Raw genomic sequence first — 25,989 nt, 5'->3', positions numbered from 1 at the left:
CTCCTCTTGACTTGCGCCTTTCTAATGACGAAAATGCCGTACCCCGGTGAATACCATCGCAATTCCGTATTCATTAGCCACATCGATAGACAACTGATCTTTGATTGAACCGCCAGGTTGAATCACAGCGCGAATGCCTGCCTTTGCTGCCGCTTCAAGCGTATCTGGCATCGGGAAAAACGCATCGGAAGCAAGTGCACAACCTGCGGCTTGATCCCCCGCCTGTGCGATCGCAATGTTCGCTGCACCCACGCGATTCATCTGCCCTGCTCCGACTCCAACCGTTTGGTGATCTTTCGTGAGAACAATGGCATTACTCTTGACGTGTTTTACAATTTTCCAAGCAAATAACAACTCGCTTAGCTCTTCTTCTGTCGGCGCACGATGTGTGACCACCGTTATATCTGCAGGTGTTAATGCACGTACATCAGACTCCTGAACTAGTAATCCGCCACGCACATCGCGCAACGTATGTTCAGCAGAAGATGTCCGATCTTCCACAAACTCACCAAGCTCAAGTACTCGGACATTTTTCTTTTTAGCGAGAATCGCAAGAGCATCTTCAGTAAAACCAGGTGCCATAACAATCTCTAAAAAGAGTTCCGTCAGTGGCTTAGCCACATCTGCATCGATGATGCGATTACAAGCTACAATGCCACCAAAAATAGAAATAGGGTCTGCTTCATACGCACGTACAAATGCTTCATGTGCATCGCGACCTGTCCCCACGCCACATGGATTCATATGTTTCACTGCAACCACTGTTGGTTCATTAAATTCAAGCAATAGCGATAGCGCAGCATTAGCATCTTGAATATTGTTATACGATAATTCCTTACCTTGCTTTTGCACAGCCGTTTGTAGCGAAGGATATACCTTTTGCGTCGAAGTATAAAACGCCGCTTGCTGGTGTGGATTCTCACCGTACCGGAGAGTCTGTGCCTTTGTATACGTCAGTGAGATGGATTCTGGAAACACCTCTCCTGCTTGTCTCGTCAGGTACTCTGCAATCAGTGCATCATAAGCTGCCGTGTGGCGAAATACCTTTGCGGCAAGCGCAAAGTGTTCATCTTGCGTAAAACCTTCCCCCGCGGCCAGGCGCTCTCCAACCCACCCGTAATCACTTGGATCGACCAAGACGATGACATATGCGTGATTTTTCGCAGCAGCACGTAACATGCTGGGTCCACCAATATCAATATTTTCAATAGCTTCTTCTAGCGTTGCATCTGCTCTTGCAATCGTTGCTGAAAACGGATATAAATTGACAATCACGTAATCAATCATCTCAATATGATGTTCTTTCGCAGCTTGCATATGCTCTTCATTGTCGCGCAATGCAAGTAGCCCTCCGTGAATAAGTGGATGTAGCGTCTTGACGCGTCCATCCATCATTTCAGGAAAGCCAGTGATTTGAGAAACTTCTTGTACAGCAATACCTGCTTGCGATAGTGTTCGAAAGGTACCGCCTGTCGATACGATCTCCACACCTGCCGCCTCTAAAGTTTGCGCTAATTGTACAATGCCCGTTTTATCTGAGACGCTAATTAATGCTCTTGCCATCATCTAGTCTCCTTTTCACACCACTGTTTGACCACCCGCGGTAGTAACTCATGCTCGACACGTTGAATACGTCTAGCTACTTGTTCATACGTATCAGATGGTTCCAATGGAACTCTCTGCTGTGCAATGATAGGACCTGCATCAAGGTCTGCATCTACATAATGAATGGTTACACCTGTTTCTTTGACTTGCGCCGCAAGTGCCTGCCCAATAGCATCCAGTCCCTTAAATGCAGGCAATAGAGACGGGTGTAGATTGATCATGCGCTTTGTGTACGCTTCAATAACCTTTGTCCCAATGATACGCATATAGCCAGCTAACACGATGAGATCAATGGTGCGTTTTTGCATTTCCTCCAATATAGCCAGTTCCCACTGTTCTTTTCCAAGAAGTTCCTTGTGCGTATGTGCAAACGTGGCAATCCCCATCTCTCTTGCATAGGAAACGGCACCTGAATGCGGCTTATCACTCACCAAAAGTGCGATATGCCCACAGCCAAGCTCATCTGCACGCTCACTCTCCACTAGACGCCGAAAGTTTGTCCCCTCGCCAGAAGCGAAAACGGCAATTTGGACTGTCTTCATCGCAAATTCTTGTCTGACGTTAGGATGACACCAGATACTCCAGACTCAATCTGCCCAATGATGAACGCTGCTTCTCCAAGGTGTGAAAGTGCCTCCACAACCCGCACTGCATCTGTGCGCGAAACGACTAATACAAACCCTATGCCCATATTCCATGTGCGAAAAAGCGTTTGTTCATCCATCTCCTGCAAACTTTGTAGCCATTGAAAGATCGGCGGCACAGGCCATGCAGACTGATCGAGAACACAGCCAAGTCCTTCGGGTAGCACGCGAGGAATATTTTCTAACAACCCACCACCCGTAATATGGGCCATGGCATGTATGGATACAGTGGACAATAAGGATAAGATTGACTTTACATATATTTTTGTTGGAGTGAGTAACTCCTGACCAAGGGTTTTTGTGCCATCGCCAAAAGGTTCATCATAGAAATGACCATGATCCTCAACTAATTTACGAATAAGAGAATATCCGTTGGAGTGTGGTCCTGATGAAGCCAAGCCGATCACTTGATCACCTGCTTGAACGAGATGTCCATCGATCATCATCTCGCGTTCCACGACACCTACAGCAAACCCAGCAATATCGTACTCGCCCGCTCCATACATTCCAGGCATTTCGGCAGTCTCACCACCAATGAGTGCGGCACCTGATGCCACGCAACCATCAGCGATCCCTTTTACGACTTGCTCTGCAACTTCTGGATGTAACTTGCCCGTTGCAAAGTAATCAAGAAAAAAGAGTGGTTCCGCTCCAGAAGTTAAGATATCATTGACGCACATCGCAACGGCATCTATGCCTATTGTATCGTGCTGATGTAGCGCAAAAGCGAGTTTCAACTTTGTCCCTACGCCATCTGTTCCAGACACAAGTACAGGTTCCTGATAGCGATCACTTGGAAACAAGAACCCACCACCAAACGAACCGATGCCCCCAAGCACTTCTTTGCGTAACGTGCGCAACACATGTGGCTTAATGCGCTCTACCGTCTCATTGCCAGCGTCAATATCGACACCGGCCGCTCGATACATATCTGCCATATGCTCCTACCTTTCTACTGGTTGTTTTCCACGCTCTTCTAGCATCGTTTTAGAACTCGGGTATATTTCTGTAGGATACATGCCCGTAAAACAAGCATTACAGAAACCGTGTTTCTCATTTGCCTTCACACCAAATGCCGAGAGCATCGTCGCTTCCTCCATATAGGCCAAACTATCTGCTCCAATAAACGCTTGAATTTCTGCTATCGTCTGTTTAGAAGCGATCAACTCTTCGCGCGCTGATGTGTCGATTCCATAAAAGCAAGAGTGTCGCACAGGTGGTGAAGAGATCCGAACATGCACTTCTGTTGCCCCTGCTTCACGCAAGAGACTGACAAGACGCGCACTTGTGGTACCGCGAACTAACGAATCGTCAACCATGACCACACGCTTACCTGCAACGATTTTTTTCACGGCACTTAGCTTTAAACGAACACCTAAACTCCGCAATTCCTGAGATGGCTGAATAAAAGTTCGCCCACTGTATTTATTTTTAATCAAGCCAATTTCATAGGGCAAATGTGCTTCTTCTGCATAGCCTATGGCCGCAGAAATGCTAGAATCAGGAACGCCAATAACTACATCAGCCTCTACTGGCGACTCATGTGCGAGAAGTTTACCGAGTTGTTTGCGCACCATATGCACATTGAACCCGTCGATGTCGCTATCAGGTCGAGCAAAATAAATGTATTCAAATGTACATAACGCCTTTCGCGATGATTCAGAAAAACGTTGCTCATGCAAGCCTTGATCATCGATAATCAGCATTTCACCTGGCTCAATGTCCCGAATAAACGTCGCGCCAATGGTATCAAATGCACAGGTTTCGGAAGCTACTACGTAAGCTCCATCCAATTGGCCAAGTGCCATAGGCCGCAATCCTTGTGGATCGCGCATAGCGATGAGCTCATGATCGGTTAGAATGACGAATGCATATGCACCCTTTAACATTGACATGCTCTCGCGAACATTCTCTGAAATCGTCTTATACATTCCTCGCGCGATCAAGTGCGCTACAACTTCTGTATCACTTGTCGATTGAAAGATACTTCCCTGATGTTCTAAAATATCGCGAATTTGCCGTGCGTTGACGAGATTGCCATTGTGTGCAAGCGCGATATTGCCTTGCCGAAAATCAAAGACAAGCGGCTGCGCATTGCGAATCGAACTCTCACCAGTAGTCGAGTACCGCACATGTCCCACTGCAGCATATCCAGGCAATGTTTGTAAGCGATCACCAGAAAATACTTCTGTCACTAACCCCATTCCACGATGACTGTGCATCGTGTGTCCATCAATCACAGCAATTCCTGCGCTCTCTTGACCCCTGTGTTGCAAAGCATATAGCCCATAATAAGAAAGCTGTGCGGCCTGCTCGTGACCGAAAATCCCAAAAACGCCACATTCCTCATGCATTTTGTCAAACATGTCTAACGCTTCATCCATGATGTAATCGCTCCTCGCCATGCTGCTTGAAGTCGCTCTATTGGTGCTTGCATGTAGACTTTATCGCCAATGGATACATGAATATGTGAAGAATCCTCTATACTGCCCACATGCAACAGTGGTACACTATGTGTTGCAGCAATACGCGCGATCAACTCTTTGCTTCCTGCTTTTGCTGTTAGCACGATCAGACTCGCGCCCTCTCCAAAGAAAAGCGACAATACTTCTTCATTTGACAGAACATGGTCAGCATTCGTACGGCTTACATTCAGTTGGATCTTTGCTCCAAGATTTCCTGCCATCGCAGACTCAGCGATGGCCACTAGAAGACCACCATCTGACACATCGTGTGCCGATTGGACGAGATTCTCTTTTGCCAATGCAAGCATGCATTTTTGTAGAGCCAGCTCTGCTTCTAAATGAATTTCTGGCAATCGATACTGTAACGCTTGATCAACGCCTTCTAGAAAAAGGTATTCAGATCCACCCAGTCCGGCTGTTTGCATCCGTTCTAAATCACCTAGAACAAAGATCTCATCCCCTGCTGTGCGAAATGCACTTGTGATGAGTTGTGATCTGTCCTCTAACAATCCCACCATACCAATGACCGGAGTCGGGTAAATATCTACGCCATGTGATTCGTTATAGAGCGATACATTGCCGCTAATGACAGGCGTCCCAAATGCCTCACAAGCTTTAGATAAACCATCTGCAGAACGCTCGAGTTGATAGAAAATCTCCGGCTTTTCTGGATTCCCATAATTCAAGCAATCCGTTACAGCTAATGGTTGTGCCCCAGTGCATACGATATTACGCGCTGCCTCAGCAACTGCCCTAAGCCCACCTGTATAGGGATCAAGATATACGTGTCGGCCATTGCCATCTGTCACAAGTGCAATCGCCTTTTGCGTACCTGGAATCCCCACCACAGCGGCATCGGACCCCGGCCGAACAAACGTTTCTGTGCGCACCATCGAATCGTACTGATCATACACCCACTCTTTACTTGCAATCGTAGGTCGCGCTAACAGTGCACACAACTTCTCCACTACATCCCCTAACTCAGTGATCTGTGGCGCGCCTTGTAGTGCATCTAGATAATCAGGGCGCAGTGCAGGTCGATCTAATACAGGAGCTTCATCTACCAGTGCAAAAACAGGAATCTCTGCCGCCACGTCCCCATGCTCCAATACGCGCAACATCTGGTCATCAGTTACTTGGCCAATCACCGTCGCGTGTAAATTCCATTTTTCAAAAATGGTTGTAGCCACTTCTTCTTGTCCTTGCTGCATGACCACAAGCATGCGCTCTTGCGACTCCGATAGCATAATCTCATAGGGGTTCATGCCACTTTCGCGACAAGGTACTTGCGCTACATCGATAGTCAATCCACTACCTGCACGGCTCGCCATCTCTGCTGCAGAAGACGTGAGACCTGCCGCCCCCATATCTTGAATCCCAACCACCTTACCTGTAGCAATGAGTTCCAAACACGCCTCAAGTAGCAATTTTCCCATAAATGGATCGCCCACTTGCACAGCTGACCGCTCTTTTGCATGCGGATCAATAGCGGATGCAAAGGTTGCCCCGTGAATGCCATCGCGCCCTGTGCGCGCACCTACGATCAATACCGGATTGCCAACCCCACTAGCGCTCCCTCTAGCGATCTGCTCATGCGTCATCAACCCCACGCACATTGCATTCACCAATGGATTATGCTGATAGCGATTGTCAAATACCACTTCTCCGCCCACCGTTGGGATACCGATACAATTGCCGTATCCCCCGATACCTGCTACAGACTCTGCAAATAAGTACCTCGTATGCGCATCATCTAATTCGCCAAATCGCAGACTATTTAACAAAGCGATCGGCCTTGCTCCCATCGTAAATACATCGCGTATAATCCCGCCAACACCCGTTGCGGCACCTTGATACGGTTCAATCGCTGTAGGGTGATTGTGACTCTCGATTTTAAAGGCAACTGCAAGACCATCGCCGATATCGACAATCCCTGCATTTTCACCAGGTCCTTGCAAGACAGACGGACCATCGGTAGGAAAGCGACGCAGCACTTTTTTGGAACTCTTATAACTACAATGTTCAGACCACATCACGCTAAAAATGCCTGTTTCCACATAATTAGGCTCACGCACTAACAACTCTACGATGTGTTCATATTCTGCATCTGTTAGACCAAATGTACGGTAAATCTTCTGTTCTTTCACTTCAAGTGCCGTAGGGAGGCCTGTCCCCTCTACCTGTGACTCACTAGGACCGGATGGACGCATGTGTTTCCCCCCAAACGTGTAATATCGAAGAAAATAATCGAACGCCATCTTCACTGCCAAGTAAAGAGTGAACAGCTCGCTCTGGATGTGGCATCATACCAAGCACATTGCCGCGTTCATTGACGATCCCTGCAATGTCGTCCACAGAACCATTGGGATTATGCTCTTTTGCATAACGAAACACGATTTGGCCATTCTCCTGTAATTGGTGTAGAGTGCGCTCATCTGCGTAATAATTGCCTTCACCATGTGCAATCGGGATCGCAATCTGTTCACCAACAGCATAGTGATCAGTAAACGCTGTGCGGTTATTTTCCACTACCAATTGGGCCATTTCACAGCGAAATTGCAACGATTCATTTCGTCGCAATGCACCTGGCAACAATTTTGCTTCCGTTAAAATTTGAAATCCATTGCAAATTCCAAGAACATATCTTCCTTCTTGTGCAGCCTTCTCGACCTCTCTCATCACAGGTGCAAACCTTGCAATCGCACCTGCTCGCAGATAATCCCCGTATGAAAAGCCACCCGGTACAACAATCAAATCATAGGCAGCAAGATTGGTTGCCGTATGCCAGATAAGCTCGACTGGTTGCGATACCGTTTGCGAAATTGCCTTCACCGCATCAAGATCACAATTACTCCCTGGAAATTGAATCACTGCGCACTTCATGATTGCGCCTCTGTCAATTCAAACGTATAGGTCTCTATAACAGGATTCGTAAGAAGTTGATCGCACATGTCGCGCACAAGCGTAGCTGCTTCCTCTTTAGACTGTGCAGACAATGTGACCTCCATATACTTCCCAACGCGAACATCACTCACGGATAGGAAATTCTGCGCATGTAATGCATGTGTAACTGTCGTTCCTTGTGGATCTAGCACACTTGCTTTAAGCGTTACATAAATTTTGGCCAAGAAGTTCACTGCTTCTCCTCCTCAAAAGTAATAAGTATCCACCATACTCTTGTGCGTAGCTATTTGTTTTGGATTCGATGTAATATCTCCTGATAGGCTTCTTCTACGCGACCCAAATCTCTTCGAAAGCGGTCCTTGTCCAATTTCTCATTCGTTTGCTCATCCCAAAAGCGGCAAGTATCAGGAGAGATCTCATCTGCAAGAACAATCTCACCTTCTGCTGTTACACCAAATTCCAATTTAAAGTCGACTAAAAGCACTCCTTTTGTATGAAGCCGTTCATACAAAATGTCATTAATCATCAGTGCTGTCCGTTCTAAGTGGTCAAGTTCCTCGCGAGTAGCCAATTCGAGCGCCACTGCATGTGAATGATTGATCAGCGGATCTCCGAGTTCATCATTTTTTAAATAAAATTCTACTACCGTCTGCTTCAGTTTTTCGCCCTCAATTAACCCAAGGCGCGAAGCAAGGGTACCTGCTGCAACATTGCGCGTAACGACTTCAACGGGAATAATGCGTACCCGCTTCACCAGCATCTCGCGTTCTGAGAGCGTGTCGATATAATGTGTGACAATCCCTTCTTGCTTCAACCAATCAAAAAAAACAGTGCTAATTGCGTTATTATAAACACCTTTTTTTGTGATCGAGCCTTTCTTTTGTCCGTTAAAGGCTGTAGCATCGTCTTTGAATTCCACAATGTACGCGTCATCCCGTTCACATTCATATACGCGTTTTGCTTTCCCTTCGTATACCATTTGACCCTTTTGCATGACAATCCCCTCCATGACATCATCCTGGAACTATGCTTCAATCCCTAATCGTTTAAAAATCATCTCAACATGTTGTAAATGAAAGGCGTAATCAAAACAGCCATCTAGATCGTTATTGGTTAGATGCTGCTGCACAAGTGGAGATTCCTCAATTAGCTCGCGAAATGGACGTTGTTCTTCCCACGCTTGCATCGCCTTAGCTTGCACCGCGTCATACGCTTCTTCCCGTGCCACCCCATGTTCTACAAGTGCAAGCAATACACGTTGAGAATAAATCAAGCCAAAGGTGCGATTCATATTGCGTTTCATGTTTTCAGGGAATACAGTCAAATTGGCGACGATATTCGTCATTTTATGCAAGAGATAGTGCAACAAAATGGTGCTATCAGGTAAAATAACTCGTTCTACTGATGAATGTGAGATATCCCTTTCATGCCATAACACTACATCTTCATATGCAGCAACCATATTGCCACGCAGAACTCGAGATAATCCTGAGATCTGTTCACATGTCACAGGGTTGCGCTTATGTGGCATAGCTGAAGAACCTTTTTGTCCAGCATAGAAAGGTTCTTCTACTTCACGAATTTCTGTTTTTTGTAGCGCGCGGATCTCTGTGGCAATCTTATCGAGTGAGGTGCCAATCAGTGCCAGTGTCGCCATGTACTCCGCATGTCGATCACGCTGCAGTGTTTGGGTGGAAATAGGTGCTGCCTTCAATCCTAAACGGTCACAAACCATCTCTTCTACTCGTGGATCAATGTTGGCATACGTTCCTACTGCGCCAGAAAGCTTTCCATACTGTACGTTGTCACTAGCATGGGCAAAGCGATCTAGATTGCGCACCATCTCCGCATAATACAACGCCAATTTCAAACCAAAAGTTGTGGGTTCTGCGTGAACGCCATGTGTTCGTCCCATCATCACTGTATCGCGATAGCGCAGTGCTTGCGAACGCAACGTATTCGTAAACTCTTTAAGTTTTTGTACAATCAATGCGTTGGCCTGTTTCAATTGCACACCTAGCGCGGTATCAACGACATCTGTGCTAGTGAGTCCGAAGTGCACCCATTTGCGCTCTGCTCCAAGTGTCTCTGATACAGCACGTGTAAATGCAACGACATCATGACGTGTTTCTTTTTCAATCTCTAATGCACGCTCTACATCTACCTTAGCGTGAGCGCGGATTTTTGCTGCATCTTCAACTGGAATGACGCCCAGTTCTGCCCACGCCTCACATGCGGCAATTTCAACTTCAAGCCATGCCTGATAACGATTCTCCAAAGTCCAAATCGCAGCCATTTCAGGCAGCGAATAACGTTCTATCATGTGTAAATCCCTCGTTCCTGCCCACAGACGAGCGGGCTAAGTTCGTGTTATGCTTTAGATCAAGTGGTTGCACCCTCAGTCTACCAACTTCGTCGACGAGGGTCAATGAAAATACGAACGTTACACATAAAATCTATTTTATTGTTCGCATTTTAAGGTTGTTTTGACCAGTCACAGGCAATTTCCAAACCAATATAGGAGGAATTGAACGTGTACGATCGCTCCCCATCATCTAAGGACCTAGACGAATTGGGTCGTGATATTCACTTTTGCGCGACATGTCAACATATCCAACCAGTTAAAACGCATACAGGCGTTCAATTCATATGCTCACGACTCGGCTATGAAACGCACCCCAATTGGAAATTTAACTGCTGGACACCGCGCTCAACTTATGTAATTACAAAGACCATCAATTCATCGTCAACCAATAGCACACACAAATCACAGAAAGATTGACAGTACTCATTTTTATATGCTTTACTTAAAAAATGGGCATTTCTATAGCACAAAGTGGAAGGGGTTCTCAATACTCTTGGAACCATGGATTATTTGCATCGGATCTACTGACTGGCAAGGCATTAATCATCGTCCACACCATATGCTGCGCGGACTAGCACAACTCGGATGGAATATTTTATATGTCAATGCGCCGATCACTTGGCTTTCTCCGCTTAAAGATAAGACATTGCTACATAAATGGAAGACACAGTGGCAGAGCCATACTGTAGAGCCACATATTCATGTGTTAGAGCCACCCATTATTGCACCTTTTGGCTCAATGACCCCACTTTCAAATATTTGGAATCAACATAGAATTGCGCGTGCAATCAATGCTGAGTTATTACGTTTACACATTGATACCTATATACTTTATTCATTATTACCAACTGCCACCGATCTCCTCCCATTGTTAACTGGGAAAAAGCGGGTACTCTATGATTGTGTCGACGATCATGCCTCGTTTACAGGCTTAATCTCTAAGTCTTACGTACGAAACATGGAACAAAGACTTGTACAACAATCAGATGTAGTTTTTGCAACATCACATAAATTAGCAGAACAACTAGAGCGCTTTGGTGCGACACCTATCCTTGTGCCAAACGGCGTACACATCGATCACTTTGCTAAAACAAAGGATAGCATCGAAAAAGCATCCAAATGGAAGCAATCCATTGGCGCCCAAGTGATTATCGGGTTTGTAGGTGGTATTGCTGATTGGATTGACATCCAGTTACTCACAGAGCTTGCTTCCCTTCGAAAAAACTATACACTTGTCTTAATCGGTCCTGTGTTAACTGATATCAGTGCACTTTCTCGCCTCCCAAACGTCAAAGTCCTAGGGCCAAAACCGTATGTGGAGTTACCTCAATATGTCCAAGCATTTGACGTAGGACTTGCACCTTTTAAACTCAATGACTTAACTGAGAGTGTTAATCCAGTGAAAGTATATGAATATTTAGCTGCTGGAATTGAAGTCATCGCCACTCCAATGCGAGAATTACTTGGGATGCAAGAAGCAGTTCACATTGGTAAAAATGCAGAGGAATTTGCACAACATATCGATAACATTGTAGCTGGTTCGGGGCGCATTGATCATACGATCCGGGAAAAGTTTGCCAAAGACAATGCTTGGTCTCATCGTATTGCAAAAACCAATGATTTATTGAAGGAGATCACGAAATGACAACCCATGCAACAGCCATCATTCTTGCAGCTGGTCTTTCTAGTCGCTTGCGCCCACTAACAGATGAGACACCTAAATGTCTACTTCCCATGGGTGACCGCACCATTTTAGATTGGCAGCTCTATGCACTTACTTCTATTGGAATTGAAGACATTGTTATTGTCGTAGGCTATAAACAAGAACTCGTGCGGGCACAATTGCAAGAAAAGTGGCCACAACTGCGTGTGACCTATGTGGTCAATGAAGATTATGCGACAACTAACACGCTCTTTTCCTTAGCGATGGCATTTGCACAAGTTCCTGAGCGTGACTTCTACTATTTAAATGCAGACGTTGTTTTCCATAAAGAGATCGTCACACGCTTAGATCCATATGAAAATGGCGCTTTCCTTGCCATTGATTGCAAACAATGCCGCGAAGAAGAAGTGAAAGTTCGAGTATCACAAAACAGCATTATCGAGATTGGCAAAGAGATGGATCCGAACATTTGCTTAGGTGAATTTATCGGTGTGGCGAAATTCTCTGGATCATTTGTTCATTCCTTCCGAGAGACGGTCGCTCGTTTGGCCATCCCAGGTAATGAACGCAAGTTTTTCGAATATGCACTAGACGAACTGACGCGCACAGATACCTTAACTCCCGTTGACATCACAGGTATTCCCTGTGTGGAAGTCGATTTTAAAGAAGACTATGATTACGCAGTATCCTATGTGATTAAGCATTTCGGCGAATAGAAGGAGTTACGATTCATGTCTGATTTTAAAGCCATAAATGCCTGTGCTAAACGACCAGCTGATATATGGACCAACTACTTTTATTATTTTTTTTCACTGCGTTTTGTATATATGATAAGAAAGACACCTATTACACCCAACCAAGTCACTTTGGCATCTTTTTTTCTGTTATTATTTTCAGCTTGGCTATTTAGTTTGGGAACGCGTGAGATGATTCTTCTTGGTGTTCTCGTTCACCAAATATCCTTCATCTTCGATTGTGCAGATGGCCAATTGGCACGCTTTAAACAGCAATTTTCTTCTTACGGCGCATGGCTTGATCAAACAGCAGATCGTATCAAGGAATATGTTCTTGCTTTATCTCTCGCCTATGGCTATGCTCGCTTTCACACAGGTACCTCTGTGTGGGAATATGCGTTAGCTGAGTTATTTGTGTTATTTATGCTTGAATATTATGACCAACAACGAGGAAAAATTGGTGACATGAAGGCCAACAACAACGTAGTGGCGCAATCACAAGATCGTCCTGTCACAACCGCTACACAAGGCCGTACGTATCAGTCTTTACGCACGTTTCGTTCATATATTCCATTTCGTGGATTTACTATTGGCGAACAATACTTTTTAACTGGACTATTACTTGTTCTCACAAATGAAAAAACAACGCTTATAGTTGTTACTTACGTGGCTTTGGTCATGATCATTTATCGACCCATTGCCACTATTGCTAAACAGCGATTAGAAAGTTAGGGGATGTACGATGGATAAACGAGGCGTTGTGCGCAACCTCCGCGCGATCTCCACTCTTTATTCACTGATGCGCGATGGGGAAGAACAAGTAGCGCATTATCGATCTGCCGCAGATGCGATTCGCAAGTTACCAACACATACAAAGCTCGACATAGAACAATTGCGCACGCAGTTTTCTTTTTCAGAATCTGTGCTTACAAGTATACACTTATTGCTTACACAAGGCCGCAAAGCAACTATGACTGCACTACCTATTTCTGTGCCATGGTCATTACTCGAACTGATGGAGCTTCCTGGATTTACCCCCAAATTAACCGGTAGACTCTATCGGATTTTGGGCATCCGTTCGCTAGAAGAGCTTGAAAAGGCATTGACTAAGGGCAGTCTCGCTTTTGCTCATGTTCTACCCGATACGCAGTTGCCTCATCTCCAACAGGCTATTGAAAAGCTGAGATTACGTAAGTCTGCTCTATCTCTGCCAGTGAGTCTAAGAATTGCACAGCGTAGTATCGATCAGATCATCAAATCCATCCCACAGCTTTCAAAGATAGAATTGACAGGATCCGTACGACGCATGTGCCCTATCTCTACAAAAGTCGAACTATTGGCTAGCTTTGATGGAAGCTCTTCGATCATCGTCCAATTGAGTCAACTTGGATATGCTCCCGCACACAAGTCAACCAACAAGAATGAATGGCCAGACTTTCCCATGATACAAATGACACTAGAAAAAATGGTCGAATTTGATGATCATGAGGTTCCCATCATTCTTTATCTTGTCACTCCACAAACGTTTGCTCTAGCATGGACCCTCACTACAGGAGATAAAGCACATGCACAACGACTGAACAAACAAGCAAAAGATCGATCGCTTTCGCCTATTGCATATACATCGATCCAGACGGAAGAAGAAGTCTACCGAACATTACAACATCCTTATCTCCTGCCAGAACTTCGAGAAGAAGGATGTCTAGATGCGGTATTCGCTGAACTCGTGCAAGCAGAGCAAATTAAAGCTGACCTGCATATGCATTCCACATACAGTGATGGCGCAGATACTATGGAAGCAATGATAGAGCGTTGTATTGAAAAAGGATATATCTGTATGGCGATTACTGACCACTCCCAATCTTTAGATATCGCACACGGACTCTCTATCGATCGACTCATGCGCCAACAAGAAGAAATTTATGCACTGCGCGAGAAATATCCTACTATTACAATTTTTCACGGCACAGAAGTAGACATACTAGCAGACGCAACACTTGACTTCCCAGATGTCATTCTTGAACAACTAGATTTTGTTGTCGCATCCATTCACACTGCGATGACTCAATCCAAAGCGGAGCTTACTGCACGTCTACTTTACGCGATTGAGTCCCCACACGTCGATGTCATCGCACACCCAACTGGACGCATGATCGGCTTACGTGACAGCTATACCATTGACTTTGATCGCGTATTTAGTGCGGCAGAACACAGTCATATAGCACTTGAATTAAACTGTAATCCTAGTCGTCTGGATCTAGACCCACAGTGGCTACGTGTAGCCATGAGCAGCCACTGCACATTTGCAATCGATAGCGACGCTCATAGTGTACATGATTTAGAGCGACTAACCATTTATGGTGCTACTATGGGACGAAAAGGCTTACTTACCCCAGATCGTATTATCAATACTTTTAATGTCAGTCAACTTTCGCAGTGGCTAGGAACAGGAAGATAGTATTCGTCCTTGCAAGACATGTCTTTAGACAAACTGCGATGCGATCAACTCGATGTTTGGTAGAGTGGTGGTTCAATCCATAGTGGATCCGCTACTTTACCACTGACATTTGTATTGCGAATCATCGCAATCTCATCACATACAGGGAACTTTTTGCAATTAATGCAGTCCTTCCAGATCTTTTGATGCAAACTACTCTTCTCAACTACAGTAAATCCACAGCGTGCAAAAAATATTTCTTGATACGTCAGAGATAGTACCCGCGGAATTTGCAAAGCCTGCGCTTTAGCAAACAAGGCATCCACAAGAAGCCGTCCATACCCTCTTCCTTGTGCACTCTCTGCAATAGCAAGGGATCGAATTTCTGCAAGATCGTCCCCCAATATATGAAGAGCACCTACACCTACTACAACCCCATCCTCTTCGATCACATAAAAGGATAAGATATTTTCGCAAATCGATTGCCGTGAACGCACCAACAACAATCCCTGTTGTGCATAGTCACGCAGCAATGTAGTGATATCATCCACATCGAGAATAGTCGCCTTCCGAATCATCATTCGCACAATCCTTTCTTTATATAAGATGCATCAAGTCGTATACTCACTATTGATCTGCACATAGTCATGAGTTAAATCACATGTAAAATAGGTTCCCGCACAATCCCCGACCCCAAGGTTTATAGCAACCATAATCTCCGCTTGACTCATTACTTCCTTCGCGATTTGTTCATCCACAGGTGTACATGCTCCATCAGCAAATACCATGTGTTCACTGATTTTTACCTGTAACTGTTCGATATCCATGTGTGCACCTGCACGACCAATCGCTGAAATGATGCGTCCAGGATTGAAATCCTCTCCGTAAAAAGCAGTTTTTACGAGTGTCGAAGTGGAAACCGCATGTGCAATTCGCTCTACATCGTCATCAGATGCTCCACCAGTTACTGCTATCTCAATAAATTTGGTTGCCCCTTCACCATCCTTCACGATCATTTTCGCTAAGTCTTGACATACATTGGTAAGCTCTTCTATAAATACCTCATACTCGGGTGATTCCTCTGTCAGCACATCCTCATCATGTCCCGTAGCAAGCAAGATGACACTATCATTTGGACTCGTATCCCCGTCCACCGAAATGGCATTAAAACTCGTTTTGGCTGCTTGATGTAACGCCTTTTGCAAAGCGACAGGGTGGATCGAAACATTGGTGATGATTACCGATAACATCGTAGCAAGACGGGGATGAATCATCCCTGCACCCTTGGCTACACCCCCAATGACAAAAGAACCTTTAGCAGTCTGCATAGTATGCACACTAGTTTTTGGGAAAGTATCTGTTGTCATCATCGCAGTAGCAGCTTCCATACCTGCTACACGCGAACTCCCTGCACTTTGAATAAGAGCAGAAAGACGTGGAGTGAGACGTTCTGCATGTAAAGGCACGCCTATGACTCCTGTGTGTAATACAATAACCTCATCTGCCTGACATCCAATTTCTTTGGCCACACCTGCTGCCAATAATTCCGTATCAGCTCGCCCCGCAAGACCAGTACCTGCATTGGCGTTACCACTTGTAACCAATACTGCTCGCACTCTTTTTCCACCGTGTAACCGCATCAGTGAACTCTCTACACAAGCACTTCGAAATTGATTCGTCGTAAAAACCCCAGCAAAGACTGCTTCATGATCACAAATAAACAAAGCTGCGTCCGGTCGCTCATCGCGTTTAATTCCAATCCATCCACTCGCACAAGATACTCCGGGTACATCTGTTATACTGATCGAAGACGATGCATCCACCTGATCAGCCTCCTTCATCCATCACTTATAATCTAATTACTATACATGTCTATTAATAATTATGCAATATGATTTTGTCGATCTGCAATTTTTATGTGAACAGACTATAATACAGATAGGCTGACAACTGCTTGTTCAGAATGCTGAGAGGAGACACGTATGAATCGGAGATATCACATTATCGCAGGAGTTTTTCTCGCCATCATCCTCATTGGAGGTCCACAAATTATACAATGGCATGAAGAACATACAAACCCACCATTCCAAAATCTTCTTACTTCAGAGCTCACAACACCTCTATCCACGTATAACCCACAAACCATTGCAGATCCTACAGTATTTACTCACCTCACTGTCTACACAGCTTCAGGAAAGCCCGTAGTACTAAATGCATCCCATACTCCCCTGTTATTTGAGGCCTATTGGTGTCCACACTGTCAGCGCACGCTTGTGTTGCTCAATGCTAATAAGTCGCATCTACGTCATTTCCCAATCATGATCAGCACAGGCTTTGCACCAAATACCTCTTTGCAAACTGCTAAGCACTTCACAGCAGAAGAAGAGTCCGCATTTTCACTGCATGGCATCACTGTATATTATCTACTTGCGCATTGGCGTCCGCTGATCAAAGAGTTTCCTATGTTGATCTTCCCGTCAAAATCAGGAAAAATAGACCAGCTTATGGGCGAGCATACCTTTCCCATATGGAAAAAAGCTCTTGACAACCACGGTGCATAAGTAACTATGCCTACTCGCATAGCTTATACACCATAACCATCAAGAGCTACCTCTTAGTACCTTAGCTCAAATGTCCTCCTAGTTACTCCCACTCAATGGTAGCTGGAGGCTTCGATGTCACGTCGTAAACAACGCGATTGACACCTGCTACCTCGTTGCATATGCGATTGGACATCACCGATAGAATATCATAAGGTATATGTGCAAATTCTGCCGTCATACCATCGCGCGATGTCACCGCGCGAATCGCAACTGTCGCAAAGTACGTTCGCTCATCCCCCATAACCCCTACACTATGCGTGTCAGTAAGTACCGCGAAATACTGCCAAATTTCCTTATCAAGTCCGTTCTTAAGCACTTCTTCACGCACAATAGCGTCTGCTTTTTGTAGAATAGCTACGCGCTCAGGCGTTACTTCGCCCATCACACGAATGGCGAGTCCAGGTCCTGGAAACGGCTGTCTCCATACAAACGCATGTGGTAATCCTAATTCTTCACCAAGTGCTCTCGCTTCATCTTTAAACAATGAACGCAGGGGTTCAATTAATTCAAACCGCATATCTTTAGGTAGACCACCGACATTATGATGAGATTTGATCGTTGCGGCTGTCTTTGTCCCACTTTCAATAATATCTGTATACAGTGTGCCTTGACCTAAAAACTCGTAATCACCTAACTCTTTTGCCATTTCATCAAATACTTTTACAAATTCACTGCCTATTCGCTTACGTTTTATTTCTGGATCTACTACATCGCGCAGCAGTGCAAAGAACCGATCACTCTTGTCTAATTTTCGTATATCCATGTGAAAAACGCCATCAAACATCTCCATGACCTGTTCGCCCTCACCCAACCGCAGTAGCCCATGGTCTACAAATACACAAGTGAGGCGATCTCCGATTGCACGATGAATAAGAGCCGCAGTAACCGATGAATCGACTCCGCCAGAAAGAGCCATTAGAACGCGTTTATCTCCAACTTTAGCGCGGATTTCTTCAACTGCGCGGTCGACATACGAGTCCATACTCCAATCTGCCTTACATCCACATATCGTATATAAAAAATTGCGTAACATATCATTCCCATGCTCTGTATGTTGAACTTCTGGATGAAATTGCACACCATATAACTTTCGTTCTGGTGAACTCATTGCAGCGACAGGTGCACTCGCTGTCACCGCATCAATTTGAAAATGTAGCGGAACGGCTGTTACGATATCGCTGTGACTCATCCACACGTTTTGATGCGCTGGCGTGTTTTCAAACAACGCTGTCTGAACTTGTGTCTCGATCGTTGCTTTCCCGTACTCGCGCGCATGTGCACGATCGACATGGGCATGAAAGTCACGCGCCATCAGTTGCATCCCATAACAAATGCCAAGAATTGGAATACCCAGCTCATAGATATTCGGATCGACCATAGGAGCCCCTTCATCATATACACTGCGCGGGCCACCTGAAAATACAATGCCAACTACGTTCATCTCACGCAATTGTTCTGCTTTCGTGTCGTGTGGCAAAAGTTCCGAATATACATGTAAATCGCGAATTCTACGTGCAATTAATTGATTATATTGCCCACCAAAATCAAGGACAACTACTCTCTCTATGTGCTCATTCACAATCGTTGCAACTCCTTTTTCACCTATGTTCTCGTTTAATCGTGATGTTCTTTCCCATAACAGATTCTCTCATATTGTTGTACGATCTGCATCCAATAGGTCACATGGTCACTATCGACATGTTCTCTCACATACTCGCGAAGCGTTTGGGAACACGGTCGTGGACCATACGTCTGATACAGCGTGGCAAATAGATCTGCACAAGAATCTTGACCTATGCGCTCTTGCATAGACACAACACGCTTTTTATAAAGTTTCCCACCTATTTTACGCACAAATAAAAAGAGGATCAGTCCGAATACTACAGTACTCCCTACCACTAAGACAAGCGTCAATCGCCACTGACTAGCAGTAAATCCATAAAAGATGTGCTGTGTTACTACCCGTTCCCCATCAGGCGATGCTAATCTACCTGTTACATCCTGCGTGTCTACGCTTTTAGTGAGCGCAATCTGATTGACGGGGAGTGAAGTAGGTGGCGTTGCATCAAAGGATACAAAACCATAGCCTGCAAACCAAATCTGAGTCCATGCATGTGCATCTGTACCGCGCAACACATATTCATGAAGACCATGATCACTTTTTGTCGATGGCACTTCCACAAAACCAACTGCATAACGAGCAGGTATACCAATAGAACGCGCAAGAATCGTTAATGCACTAGCAAACTGGTCACAATATCCGCGATGCGTCTCAAATAAAAACTGATCGACAAAATCCTGTCCAGGTTTTGTTTCTGGTATATGTTGCGTTGCATAATGTTCATGCGTGCGTAGGTATTGAATAATAGCCATCACTTTTTGATAGGTTCCATGCACCCCTTGCGTGAGATACTGTGCTAGCAGTATATCCCGATTGGGTAACCCCAGGGGTAATTGAAGATCATCCGGAAGGGCATAGGCTAGATTCCCATCATGCACATTTTTAAGCAACTGAATGTTGGGTGTAGGGACGTCAGATGTCACAGTGTAGGTGGTTCCAGGTCCTATGTCTCCTAATGAGAAGGCATCACCCGATGGAAGATAGTGATACTCAAATCCATTAGTAGAAGATGTAATGGTTGCGATCTGATACGCTCCAAATACCATTGAATAATGTCCAGCAACAACTTCTACTGTCTGCCTTAAGCGATGTGTAGTCATCCCTCCCATAAAAGCAGGAGAGGAACTGAGCTTTGTTGTATACACTTGTCCATATTGATAAGCTATTTCACTTGATGCAGGGTTTGTCCAGCCATCTCCATTGAATTGATTGAACACTTCCCCAAGATAATAGGAAGGTTCATGGGCAAATACGCGCAATACTATGTGATGCGTACCTGTAAATGGACCTCCCAGATGGGTCACACGGAGACCATCCGTTGGTAATACGTTCTGTTCATGTGTACTCTTTTGCTCTTGATCCAGCCAATTGTTTGGAACTACCGTTGTCATTATCGGCGGTATCAATAATCCAGTTAAAGTAAATAAAGTCATAATGATTGTTAAGCGAATCATATGTGTCAATACTGGAGTTGCATACAGCATTCTAGAAGATAAGCGTTGTACTTGCTCGTGAGCCATAGCTAGCATGACAAAACTCAGTACAATCATGAGAATAACATAAGAAGTCGCTGGCCCGCTCCTAACTGAATCGATAAAAAGAAGTCCGCTTTCTACTACGAGTGAATATCCCCATAACCAGATCGGGCGCCATAAGCACTCTTCCAGGAGTTTTGTACTAAATGAAATAAATCCTAGCACTGCGACACTACGCGCACATGATCTCACAACATGTACCATGCCGCTGTGGTGGTTATCTCTCACAAAAAACAAAATAGTATTTGCTATGCTTTGAGTGGGTGTTAAACCAATAACAGGCATCAACAAAACCAATATGAAAAAAATAAACCAGTACACCCAACGCACCTTTGGAAAAACCAATAAAAAAAGGAGATAAGCTCCTGCCCACAACATGTACCCATGAAACTGCCCCAGTGGAGATAATAATAACAGCATAACAATAAAGCCCCACAAGGCTAGTCTAGCAGACACATTCACTCCGTTGTTTGAGGCACCACGCACTGCTCCACCTCCACACCCATTACAAACACTCACGAATAAAATCATCGTGTGAATGAATGATAGCAACATGAACTTCTCGTGCCCTAAAAGTAGCAATCGTTTCTAAGTCCAGCTCCGACAACTGATACTCTTGTGAACATACATAAAAAATAATAACAGACCTTGGCCGTATCATGCGCTTACTTTGCACATGATGGAAAAGAATCTGTAGTGAAGTCGTCACGACGACAAGAATAATACCCTCCAGATGACAAAATAGATCAAAATCATACTGTACACTACCATCACTAGGAACAGCCCTCGCCAGTTCTTTCAGTAAGGGTGCGATGGCACGAATATTATTCCCTGTTACAATGACATCAGTCGATTGTGAGGCGTCATAATAATCAATTGTAACGTGACTCTGTAATGCATATTGTGCAACGGAAGCTACCACTGACAATGACAACTCAAATAACGGTGCAAATGAATCATCACCAGGCGTTTCACGCAAAGTGGGAGTATGCAATAAAATGGCCATCGCCTTTTCGGCTGTGCGTTCTACTTCCAGTACGCGTAGCTCATCTGTACGTGCAGAAGATACCCAGTGGATCTGCGACAAGCGATCACCCGGACGATAAAGCCTCGTCCCACTACCGTTCTCTAGCGATAGTGCTGTGTACCATGCATGTTCATGAATACACTGCACTATATCATCCAACATCCGCCATCTCGCTATGCGCATAACGCGTGGATAAACGAGCACTTGTGTTTCACAAGGAATATCTACCTTTCTTTGTATCAAACCAAATAGATCTCGACCACTGACCATTATTTTTGAGAAATCATACACTCCGCGTACTAACTGATGTACATCATATTGAACTCGATACACATGTTGAGATGTATCTATCACTACTTTGTCACAATCCAAAAATATAGGAAGATCATCTTCTATATGGATAAGTGCAAGTTGCATACGTGATCTTTTTCGTGCACTGGCCTCAACTGACACGCGTACACTAGCCCCAGCTTGAACAACCGTCTCAGTTACGACGCGAAGTCCTTGCCAAGCTTGATCAAATGATATCCATACAGCTGTTTCATAAGCGATAAAGCCAACATACACACCAAATAACATCCACAGTGCTTCATCGCGGCGGATCACTGCCAATATGAAAAGAGCACCAAGAACAAGATACAACAGCAACAACATGAACCGCTCTCGCATAACTATCCTCACACCGCTGGGACGGGGACTACAGTCTCCGAAGCAATTTGCAAAATGACTGACTGTGCATCTCGACCCTCCATCAGTGCTTTGGAGTGCAATAAAATCCGATGGCTAAAAACAGGCACTACCAATCGCTTAATATCATCAGGAATAACAAACGCTCTCCCTTCCATCCATGCTAGTGCTCGTGCTGCTTTTATCATAGCCACACCACCGCGGGGAGAAACACCAAGCAAAAGGGCAGGATGGGTACGCGTCGATTGCAATAGATTCACAAGATATCCGTATATATGCTCACTGACTATGATCTTTTCTACTTCTTTCTGCCAACTGATCACTTCATTAGAACTGACGACGGGTTGCAGTATATCTACCCCTGTTCCATCAATACCTCGCATGAGGACCGCTCGTTCCTCACTTGCATCAGGGTATCCCAATGATAGTTTCATCAAAAATCGATCTAACTGAGATTCAGGGAGTGAATACGTTCCAATGTACTCCATCGGATTTTGTGTCGCCAACACAAAAAATGGCGTCGGTAATTGATGTGTTACTCCGTCACAAGATACCGTTCTCTCTTCAAGTGCCTCAAGTAATGCAGACTGTGTTCGTGGCGACGTTCGATTAATCTCATCTGCTAACACAATTTGTGCAAAGATAGGTCCTGGTCGAAACTCAAATTGCTCCCTCTCTCTGTTATAGATATCTGTCCCAGTCACATCAGCAGGTAATAGATCTGGAGTAAATGATATGCGCTTATAATCACAACCCAGACTTCTCGCTAACGCCCGCACGAGCAGAGTCTTCCCGACCCCAGGAACATCTTCCAATAAAACGTGACCTTTAGAAATGAGCGCTACTAGACACAACCAAATTACCTCATCTTTACCGACCAAAACGGTATTCACATTGTCGAGGACTCGCTGAATACTTACCAATGGATCGCATACTCCATTCTCTCCATGTTGCAAAGTGCGACACCTCCCATACAGTTGTGCTCTCCCAATCTTTACATGTGCCATAAAAAAACGCAATGCCACAAAAGTAAAGTGACATTACGTATCAAGACTAGTACAACGTTTCCATATGACGAGGTTACAGCGAGTTACTAGCCATGTTTACTACTCTTCTTGTCATCAAATAATACACAATCGATGCAACCAAAAATCCAACATAAAAACTCAATTCTGCCCCACCCATAGCTTTTGAAATAGCACCTTCATAAAATGGACCATCCATAAAAGGCAATGAGCATACGATTCCTATAAGGAAACTTAAAATTCCTGGCCAAAATACACGGGTAGTTGCTCGGATATCTTTTGAAGCGATGCGATCTCTTCGCAAAATAAAGAAATCCGTAATGAGAATACCTACCCAAGGTGTCATCCAGTAACCTAACATCAGCAGAAAGTTCTCATAGTTTTGTTCAAAGTGTCCGGAACCGAGTAAACTAAGTATAAGTCCGATTAAACTTGCACCAATAGCAAGAACGACACGCGGTAAACGAATGCCAAGTGCACCTGCTGACAAAGCATTCGAGTATAAATTGAGCGCGTCTGCTGCAGTTCCACCAAGCACCACAGCAATAACAGCAATGGCACCAAACCCTCCTGTTACCGAGTGCAGTGCAGCAATCGGATCACTTGCTCCTGCCCCTGCAAGTACAGCGACAAGTGCTCCAACAAGCTCTAGCCACGCTGATGCAATAAAGGATCCTAAAAAAACGTGTAACATGATCTTCTTACGATCGGTTGTGACCGGTAAGTAACGGCTATAATCAGATGCGTAAGGTCCCCAACTACCAACATATGAGAATGCAGCAGCAACCATAATGGCAAAGAGCGGCCATAAGCCTTGTGTTGTCGGATGATAGGCTAGTAACTTCCCAGTTTGCGTAGCTGCGATGATGGTGACCACTGCAAATAAGATCGCAAGCAACACAGACATGACACGTTCATACGCATGAATTAAGTTATGCCCATATACAGCAAGTAACCCCTGGATGACGACTAAGATCAGTGCACCTTGCCAAAATAAAAGACCTGGAAACAACACGCGAAGACCAAATGTCCCAAGAATATTATTGACCGCAAACCAGCCTATGGTACTCACGTAATTTAATAATGCAGGTAATAAACCTCCAATTTTTCCAAAAGAATATCGTCCAATGATCAATTGTGGCACCCCATACGTCGGGCCCATCGCAGAACATGCACCAACAAGCAAACTGCCAGCTACGTTGCCAAGAAGGATCGACACAATAATCCATGGCCACGGCAAGCCAAGACTTACAGGCAAAAATCCGAGTGCAAAATCTGCAATCGTTAAATTACTACCAAGCCAAAGTGTAAACTGACTTCGAACTGTACCATGTCGTTCCTCTTGACCGACACTTTCAATCCCATACGGTTCGACCTGAAACGTGCGATTCCCGTATCGCGCTTTGTTTCGATGATCCATGGAAACCGCCATGTCATATCCCCCACATCATACTCAATTCTCACAAACAATCTACGAATATACTCTTGTATATACATTAAGGATGAAAAAAAAGCAAGCTGCCTCCAACTGGCTACAGCTCTTTTACTTTTACCTCACGATCACTCATGGCCAACTCTGGCTTACCACGTGAACGTTGATTCGCTATAAATGCGCCAATAAGTATCACTGCGCCACCAATCATCTCCGATGTACTGAGACGCTCTTGCAATAACGTAACACCTAAAATCACAGTCCATATAGGGAGTAAATTCATAAATGGTGCAGATCGACTTGCTCCAACTACATGTACCCCTGAAGTCCAGACAAAATACGCCAAGACAGATGCCGCAGTACTTACATATAAAAGTGAAATCCACGCCACTACTGACATGTGAACCGTGTGCGGCGAATACGATAATGCACCTGCAATGGCACTTGGGATCGCCCCATAGATGGCTGCGCCTGCTGTCATAGTTAATGGATCGATTTGATGACTTAACTTTTTACCGATTACTGTATAAAGGCCCCACGCAACTGCTGCAATCATAAGTTCAAGATCACCTAGTGATAAGGTAAATGTGGAGCCATTGCCTGCCCCGAATAAAATAACGACACCTACAACTGATAAGATAATACCAAGCCAAGCAATCAATGGCGGTCGCTCACGTAACATCAGCACACTCAAGAGTAAAATTACTACCGGAATCATGCCAGAGATCATGCCCGCTTGAGCAGCAGGTATTGATTTTAAACCTAAGTACGTAAGCGTAGAAAAAATAAACATACCTACAATCCCAAGACTAAGAAGTCCCTTCCATTGCTGTTTAAGCGGAATCGTTTTCCCCTTGGCTCGTAAAATCGCCCACAAAATTATGGCTGAAATGACCCACCGTACTCCATTGAGAAAAAAAGCAGGCATAGCTGGAGCTAAGACACGCCCTGCTATATAATTGCCACTCCACAATAATGTGGCGAGAATTAATAAAAAAATACCTCGCTTCACAAGATCGTTCCCCCTATCATGCTCTATTTATGCTGCAAGAAGAAACACAAACAACAATAACTCAAGGCACTGTTGCATCCTGCGCGCAACAATGCCTACTGTATATTTCATCATTCTATCATGGTGCGTTTACTCTGGTCTACAATGACTGTGTTCAACTCTGTATATCATAATCGAAATCCACCGTTTGAAACCCTTTCCTTCCCCAGCATAGCAGGACATCTATATTT

The 25,989-nt window shown here is 44.7% G+C and carries 22 protein-coding genes; 5 read left to right on the top strand and 17 right to left on the bottom strand.

Annotated features, from left to right (window positions below; translation table 11 throughout):
• Nucleotides 1–21: 21 nt before the first annotated feature.
• From purH to purB, 9 genes are read right to left on the bottom strand one after another with little or no spacing between them, the layout of a single operon-like run.
• Nucleotides 22–1,563 (bottom strand): bifunctional phosphoribosylaminoimidazolecarboxamide formyltransferase/IMP cyclohydrolase, encoded by a 1,542-nt coding sequence (gene purH, locus MM817_RS04860; RefSeq protein ID WP_241712325.1) that lies wholly within the window; start codon nucleotides 1,561–1,563, stop codon nucleotides 22–24.
• Nucleotides 1,563–2,147 carry a phosphoribosylglycinamide formyltransferase gene (gene purN, locus MM817_RS04855; RefSeq protein WP_241712324.1) on the bottom strand — a complete coding sequence of 195 codons (585 nt, stop codon included), beginning with the start codon at nucleotides 2,145–2,147 and terminating at the stop codon, nucleotides 1,563–1,565. Before purN ends, purH begins: the two co-directional genes overlap by 1 nt.
• The gene (gene purM / locus MM817_RS04850) at nucleotides 2,144–3,187 is read right to left on the bottom strand and encodes a phosphoribosylformylglycinamidine cyclo-ligase (protein WP_241712323.1); all 1,044 of its coding nucleotides are present in this window, start codon (nucleotides 3,185–3,187) and stop codon (nucleotides 2,144–2,146) included. The genes purN and purM overlap by 4 nt, the downstream gene beginning before the upstream one ends.
• Before the next feature lie 6 nt (nucleotides 3,188–3,193).
• Nucleotides 3,194–4,633 carry an amidophosphoribosyltransferase gene (gene purF, locus MM817_RS04845; RefSeq protein ID WP_241712322.1) on the bottom strand — a complete coding sequence of 480 codons (1,440 nt, stop codon included), beginning with the start codon at nucleotides 4,631–4,633 and terminating at the stop codon, nucleotides 3,194–3,196.
• Entirely contained in the window at nucleotides 4,618–6,924 is a 2,307-nt protein-coding gene (gene purL, locus MM817_RS04840) for a phosphoribosylformylglycinamidine synthase subunit PurL (RefSeq protein ID WP_241712321.1), read from the bottom strand. Before purL ends, purF begins: the two co-directional genes overlap by 16 nt.
• Nucleotides 6,905–7,597 (bottom strand): phosphoribosylformylglycinamidine synthase subunit PurQ, encoded by a 693-nt coding sequence (gene purQ, locus MM817_RS04835; RefSeq protein WP_241712320.1) that lies wholly within the window; start codon nucleotides 7,595–7,597, stop codon nucleotides 6,905–6,907. The genes purL and purQ overlap by 20 nt, the downstream gene beginning before the upstream one ends.
• The gene (gene purS, locus MM817_RS04830) at nucleotides 7,594–7,851 is read right to left on the bottom strand and encodes a phosphoribosylformylglycinamidine synthase subunit PurS (protein ID WP_419723369.1); all 258 of its coding nucleotides are present in this window, start codon (nucleotides 7,849–7,851) and stop codon (nucleotides 7,594–7,596) included. The genes purQ and purS overlap by 4 nt, the downstream gene beginning before the upstream one ends.
• Nucleotides 7,852–7,901: 50 nt before the next feature.
• On the bottom strand, nucleotides 7,902–8,612 hold the full coding sequence (gene purC, locus MM817_RS04825) for a phosphoribosylaminoimidazolesuccinocarboxamide synthase (protein ID WP_241712319.1): 711 nt from the start codon (nucleotides 8,610–8,612) through the stop codon (nucleotides 7,902–7,904).
• Between the two features lie 30 nt (nucleotides 8,613–8,642).
• Nucleotides 8,643–9,941 (bottom strand): adenylosuccinate lyase, encoded by a 1,299-nt coding sequence (purB, locus tag MM817_RS04820; RefSeq protein ID WP_241712318.1) that lies wholly within the window; start codon nucleotides 9,939–9,941, stop codon nucleotides 8,643–8,645.
• A gap of 535 nt (nucleotides 9,942–10,476) precedes the next feature.
• Here purB and MM817_RS04815 point away from each other — a divergent pair.
• The 4 genes from MM817_RS04815 to MM817_RS04800 are packed head-to-tail and all read left to right on the top strand — an operon-like array spanning nucleotide 10,477 to nucleotide 14,838.
• The gene (locus MM817_RS04815; protein ID WP_241712317.1) at nucleotides 10,477–11,628 is read left to right on the top strand and encodes a glycosyltransferase; all 1,152 of its coding nucleotides are present in this window, start codon (nucleotides 10,477–10,479) and stop codon (nucleotides 11,626–11,628) included.
• Nucleotides 11,625–12,362, top strand: a complete 738-nt coding sequence (locus MM817_RS04810; protein ID WP_241712316.1) for a phosphocholine cytidylyltransferase family protein — start codon at nucleotides 11,625–11,627, stop codon at nucleotides 12,360–12,362. Before MM817_RS04815 ends, MM817_RS04810 begins: the two co-directional genes overlap by 4 nt.
• 15 nt (nucleotides 12,363–12,377) lie before the next feature.
• Nucleotides 12,378–13,112, top strand: a complete 735-nt coding sequence (locus tag MM817_RS04805; protein ID WP_241712315.1) for a CDP-alcohol phosphatidyltransferase family protein — start codon at nucleotides 12,378–12,380, stop codon at nucleotides 13,110–13,112.
• 10 nt (nucleotides 13,113–13,122) lie between these two features.
• The gene (locus MM817_RS04800; RefSeq protein WP_241712314.1) at nucleotides 13,123–14,838 is read left to right on the top strand and encodes a PHP domain-containing protein; all 1,716 of its coding nucleotides are present in this window, start codon (nucleotides 13,123–13,125) and stop codon (nucleotides 14,836–14,838) included.
• A gap of 44 nt (nucleotides 14,839–14,882) precedes the next feature.
• Here the strand turns inward: MM817_RS04800 and MM817_RS04795 are convergent, their stop codons facing one another.
• Both MM817_RS04795 and argJ read right to left on the bottom strand, forming a co-directional pair.
• Complete coding sequence (locus tag MM817_RS04795) at nucleotides 14,883–15,398, bottom strand: N-acetyltransferase (protein ID WP_241712313.1); 516 nt, start codon at nucleotides 15,396–15,398, stop codon at nucleotides 14,883–14,885.
• Nucleotides 15,399–15,428: 30 nt separating this feature from the next.
• Entirely contained in the window at nucleotides 15,429–16,640 is a 1,212-nt protein-coding gene (argJ, locus tag MM817_RS04790; RefSeq protein ID WP_241712312.1) for a bifunctional glutamate N-acetyltransferase/amino-acid acetyltransferase ArgJ, read from the bottom strand.
• Nucleotides 16,641–16,799: 159 nt separating this feature from the next.
• Here argJ and MM817_RS04785 point away from each other — a divergent pair, with 159 nt between their 5' ends.
• The gene (locus MM817_RS04785) at nucleotides 16,800–17,378 is read left to right on the top strand and encodes a TlpA family protein disulfide reductase (RefSeq protein WP_241712311.1); all 579 of its coding nucleotides are present in this window, start codon (nucleotides 16,800–16,802) and stop codon (nucleotides 17,376–17,378) included.
• Nucleotides 17,379–17,460: 82 nt separating this feature from the next.
• Here MM817_RS04785 and guaA read toward each other — a convergent pair whose 3' ends face one another.
• The 6 genes from guaA to MM817_RS04755 form a co-directional block, all read right to left on the bottom strand.
• Nucleotides 17,461–18,999, bottom strand: coding sequence for a glutamine-hydrolyzing GMP synthase (gene guaA / locus MM817_RS04780; RefSeq protein ID WP_241712310.1), 1,539 nt, complete (start codon nucleotides 18,997–18,999; stop codon nucleotides 17,461–17,463).
• A 35-nt stretch (nucleotides 19,000–19,034) separates the two neighbouring features.
• Nucleotides 19,035–21,062, bottom strand: coding sequence for a transglutaminase TgpA family protein (locus MM817_RS17220; RefSeq protein ID WP_241712309.1), 2,028 nt, complete (start codon nucleotides 21,060–21,062; stop codon nucleotides 19,035–19,037).
• 19 nt (nucleotides 21,063–21,081) lie between these two features.
• Nucleotides 21,082–22,272, bottom strand: coding sequence for a DUF58 domain-containing protein (locus MM817_RS04770; protein WP_241712308.1), 1,191 nt, complete (start codon nucleotides 22,270–22,272; stop codon nucleotides 21,082–21,084).
• An 8-nt stretch (nucleotides 22,273–22,280) separates the two neighbouring features.
• Nucleotides 22,281–23,246 (bottom strand): AAA family ATPase, encoded by a 966-nt coding sequence (locus tag MM817_RS04765; protein WP_241712307.1) that lies wholly within the window; start codon nucleotides 23,244–23,246, stop codon nucleotides 22,281–22,283.
• Between the two features lie 124 nt (nucleotides 23,247–23,370).
• Nucleotides 23,371–24,747 carry a purine-cytosine permease family protein gene (locus MM817_RS04760; RefSeq protein ID WP_241712306.1) on the bottom strand — a complete coding sequence of 459 codons (1,377 nt, stop codon included), beginning with the start codon at nucleotides 24,745–24,747 and terminating at the stop codon, nucleotides 23,371–23,373.
• A gap of 100 nt (nucleotides 24,748–24,847) precedes the next feature.
• Nucleotides 24,848–25,759 carry a DMT family transporter gene (locus MM817_RS04755; protein ID WP_241712305.1) on the bottom strand — a complete coding sequence of 304 codons (912 nt, stop codon included), beginning with the start codon at nucleotides 25,757–25,759 and terminating at the stop codon, nucleotides 24,848–24,850.
• Nucleotides 25,760–25,989: the final 230 nt, after the last annotated feature.

Source organism: Sulfoacidibacillus ferrooxidans, assembly GCF_022606465.1.
Taxonomy (GTDB): domain Bacteria; phylum Bacillota; class Bacilli; order Alicyclobacillales; family SLC66; genus Sulfoacidibacillus; species Sulfoacidibacillus ferrooxidans.
Note: the sequence above shows the minus strand (reverse complement) of the source record. Positions and strands in the feature narration are given on the sequence as shown.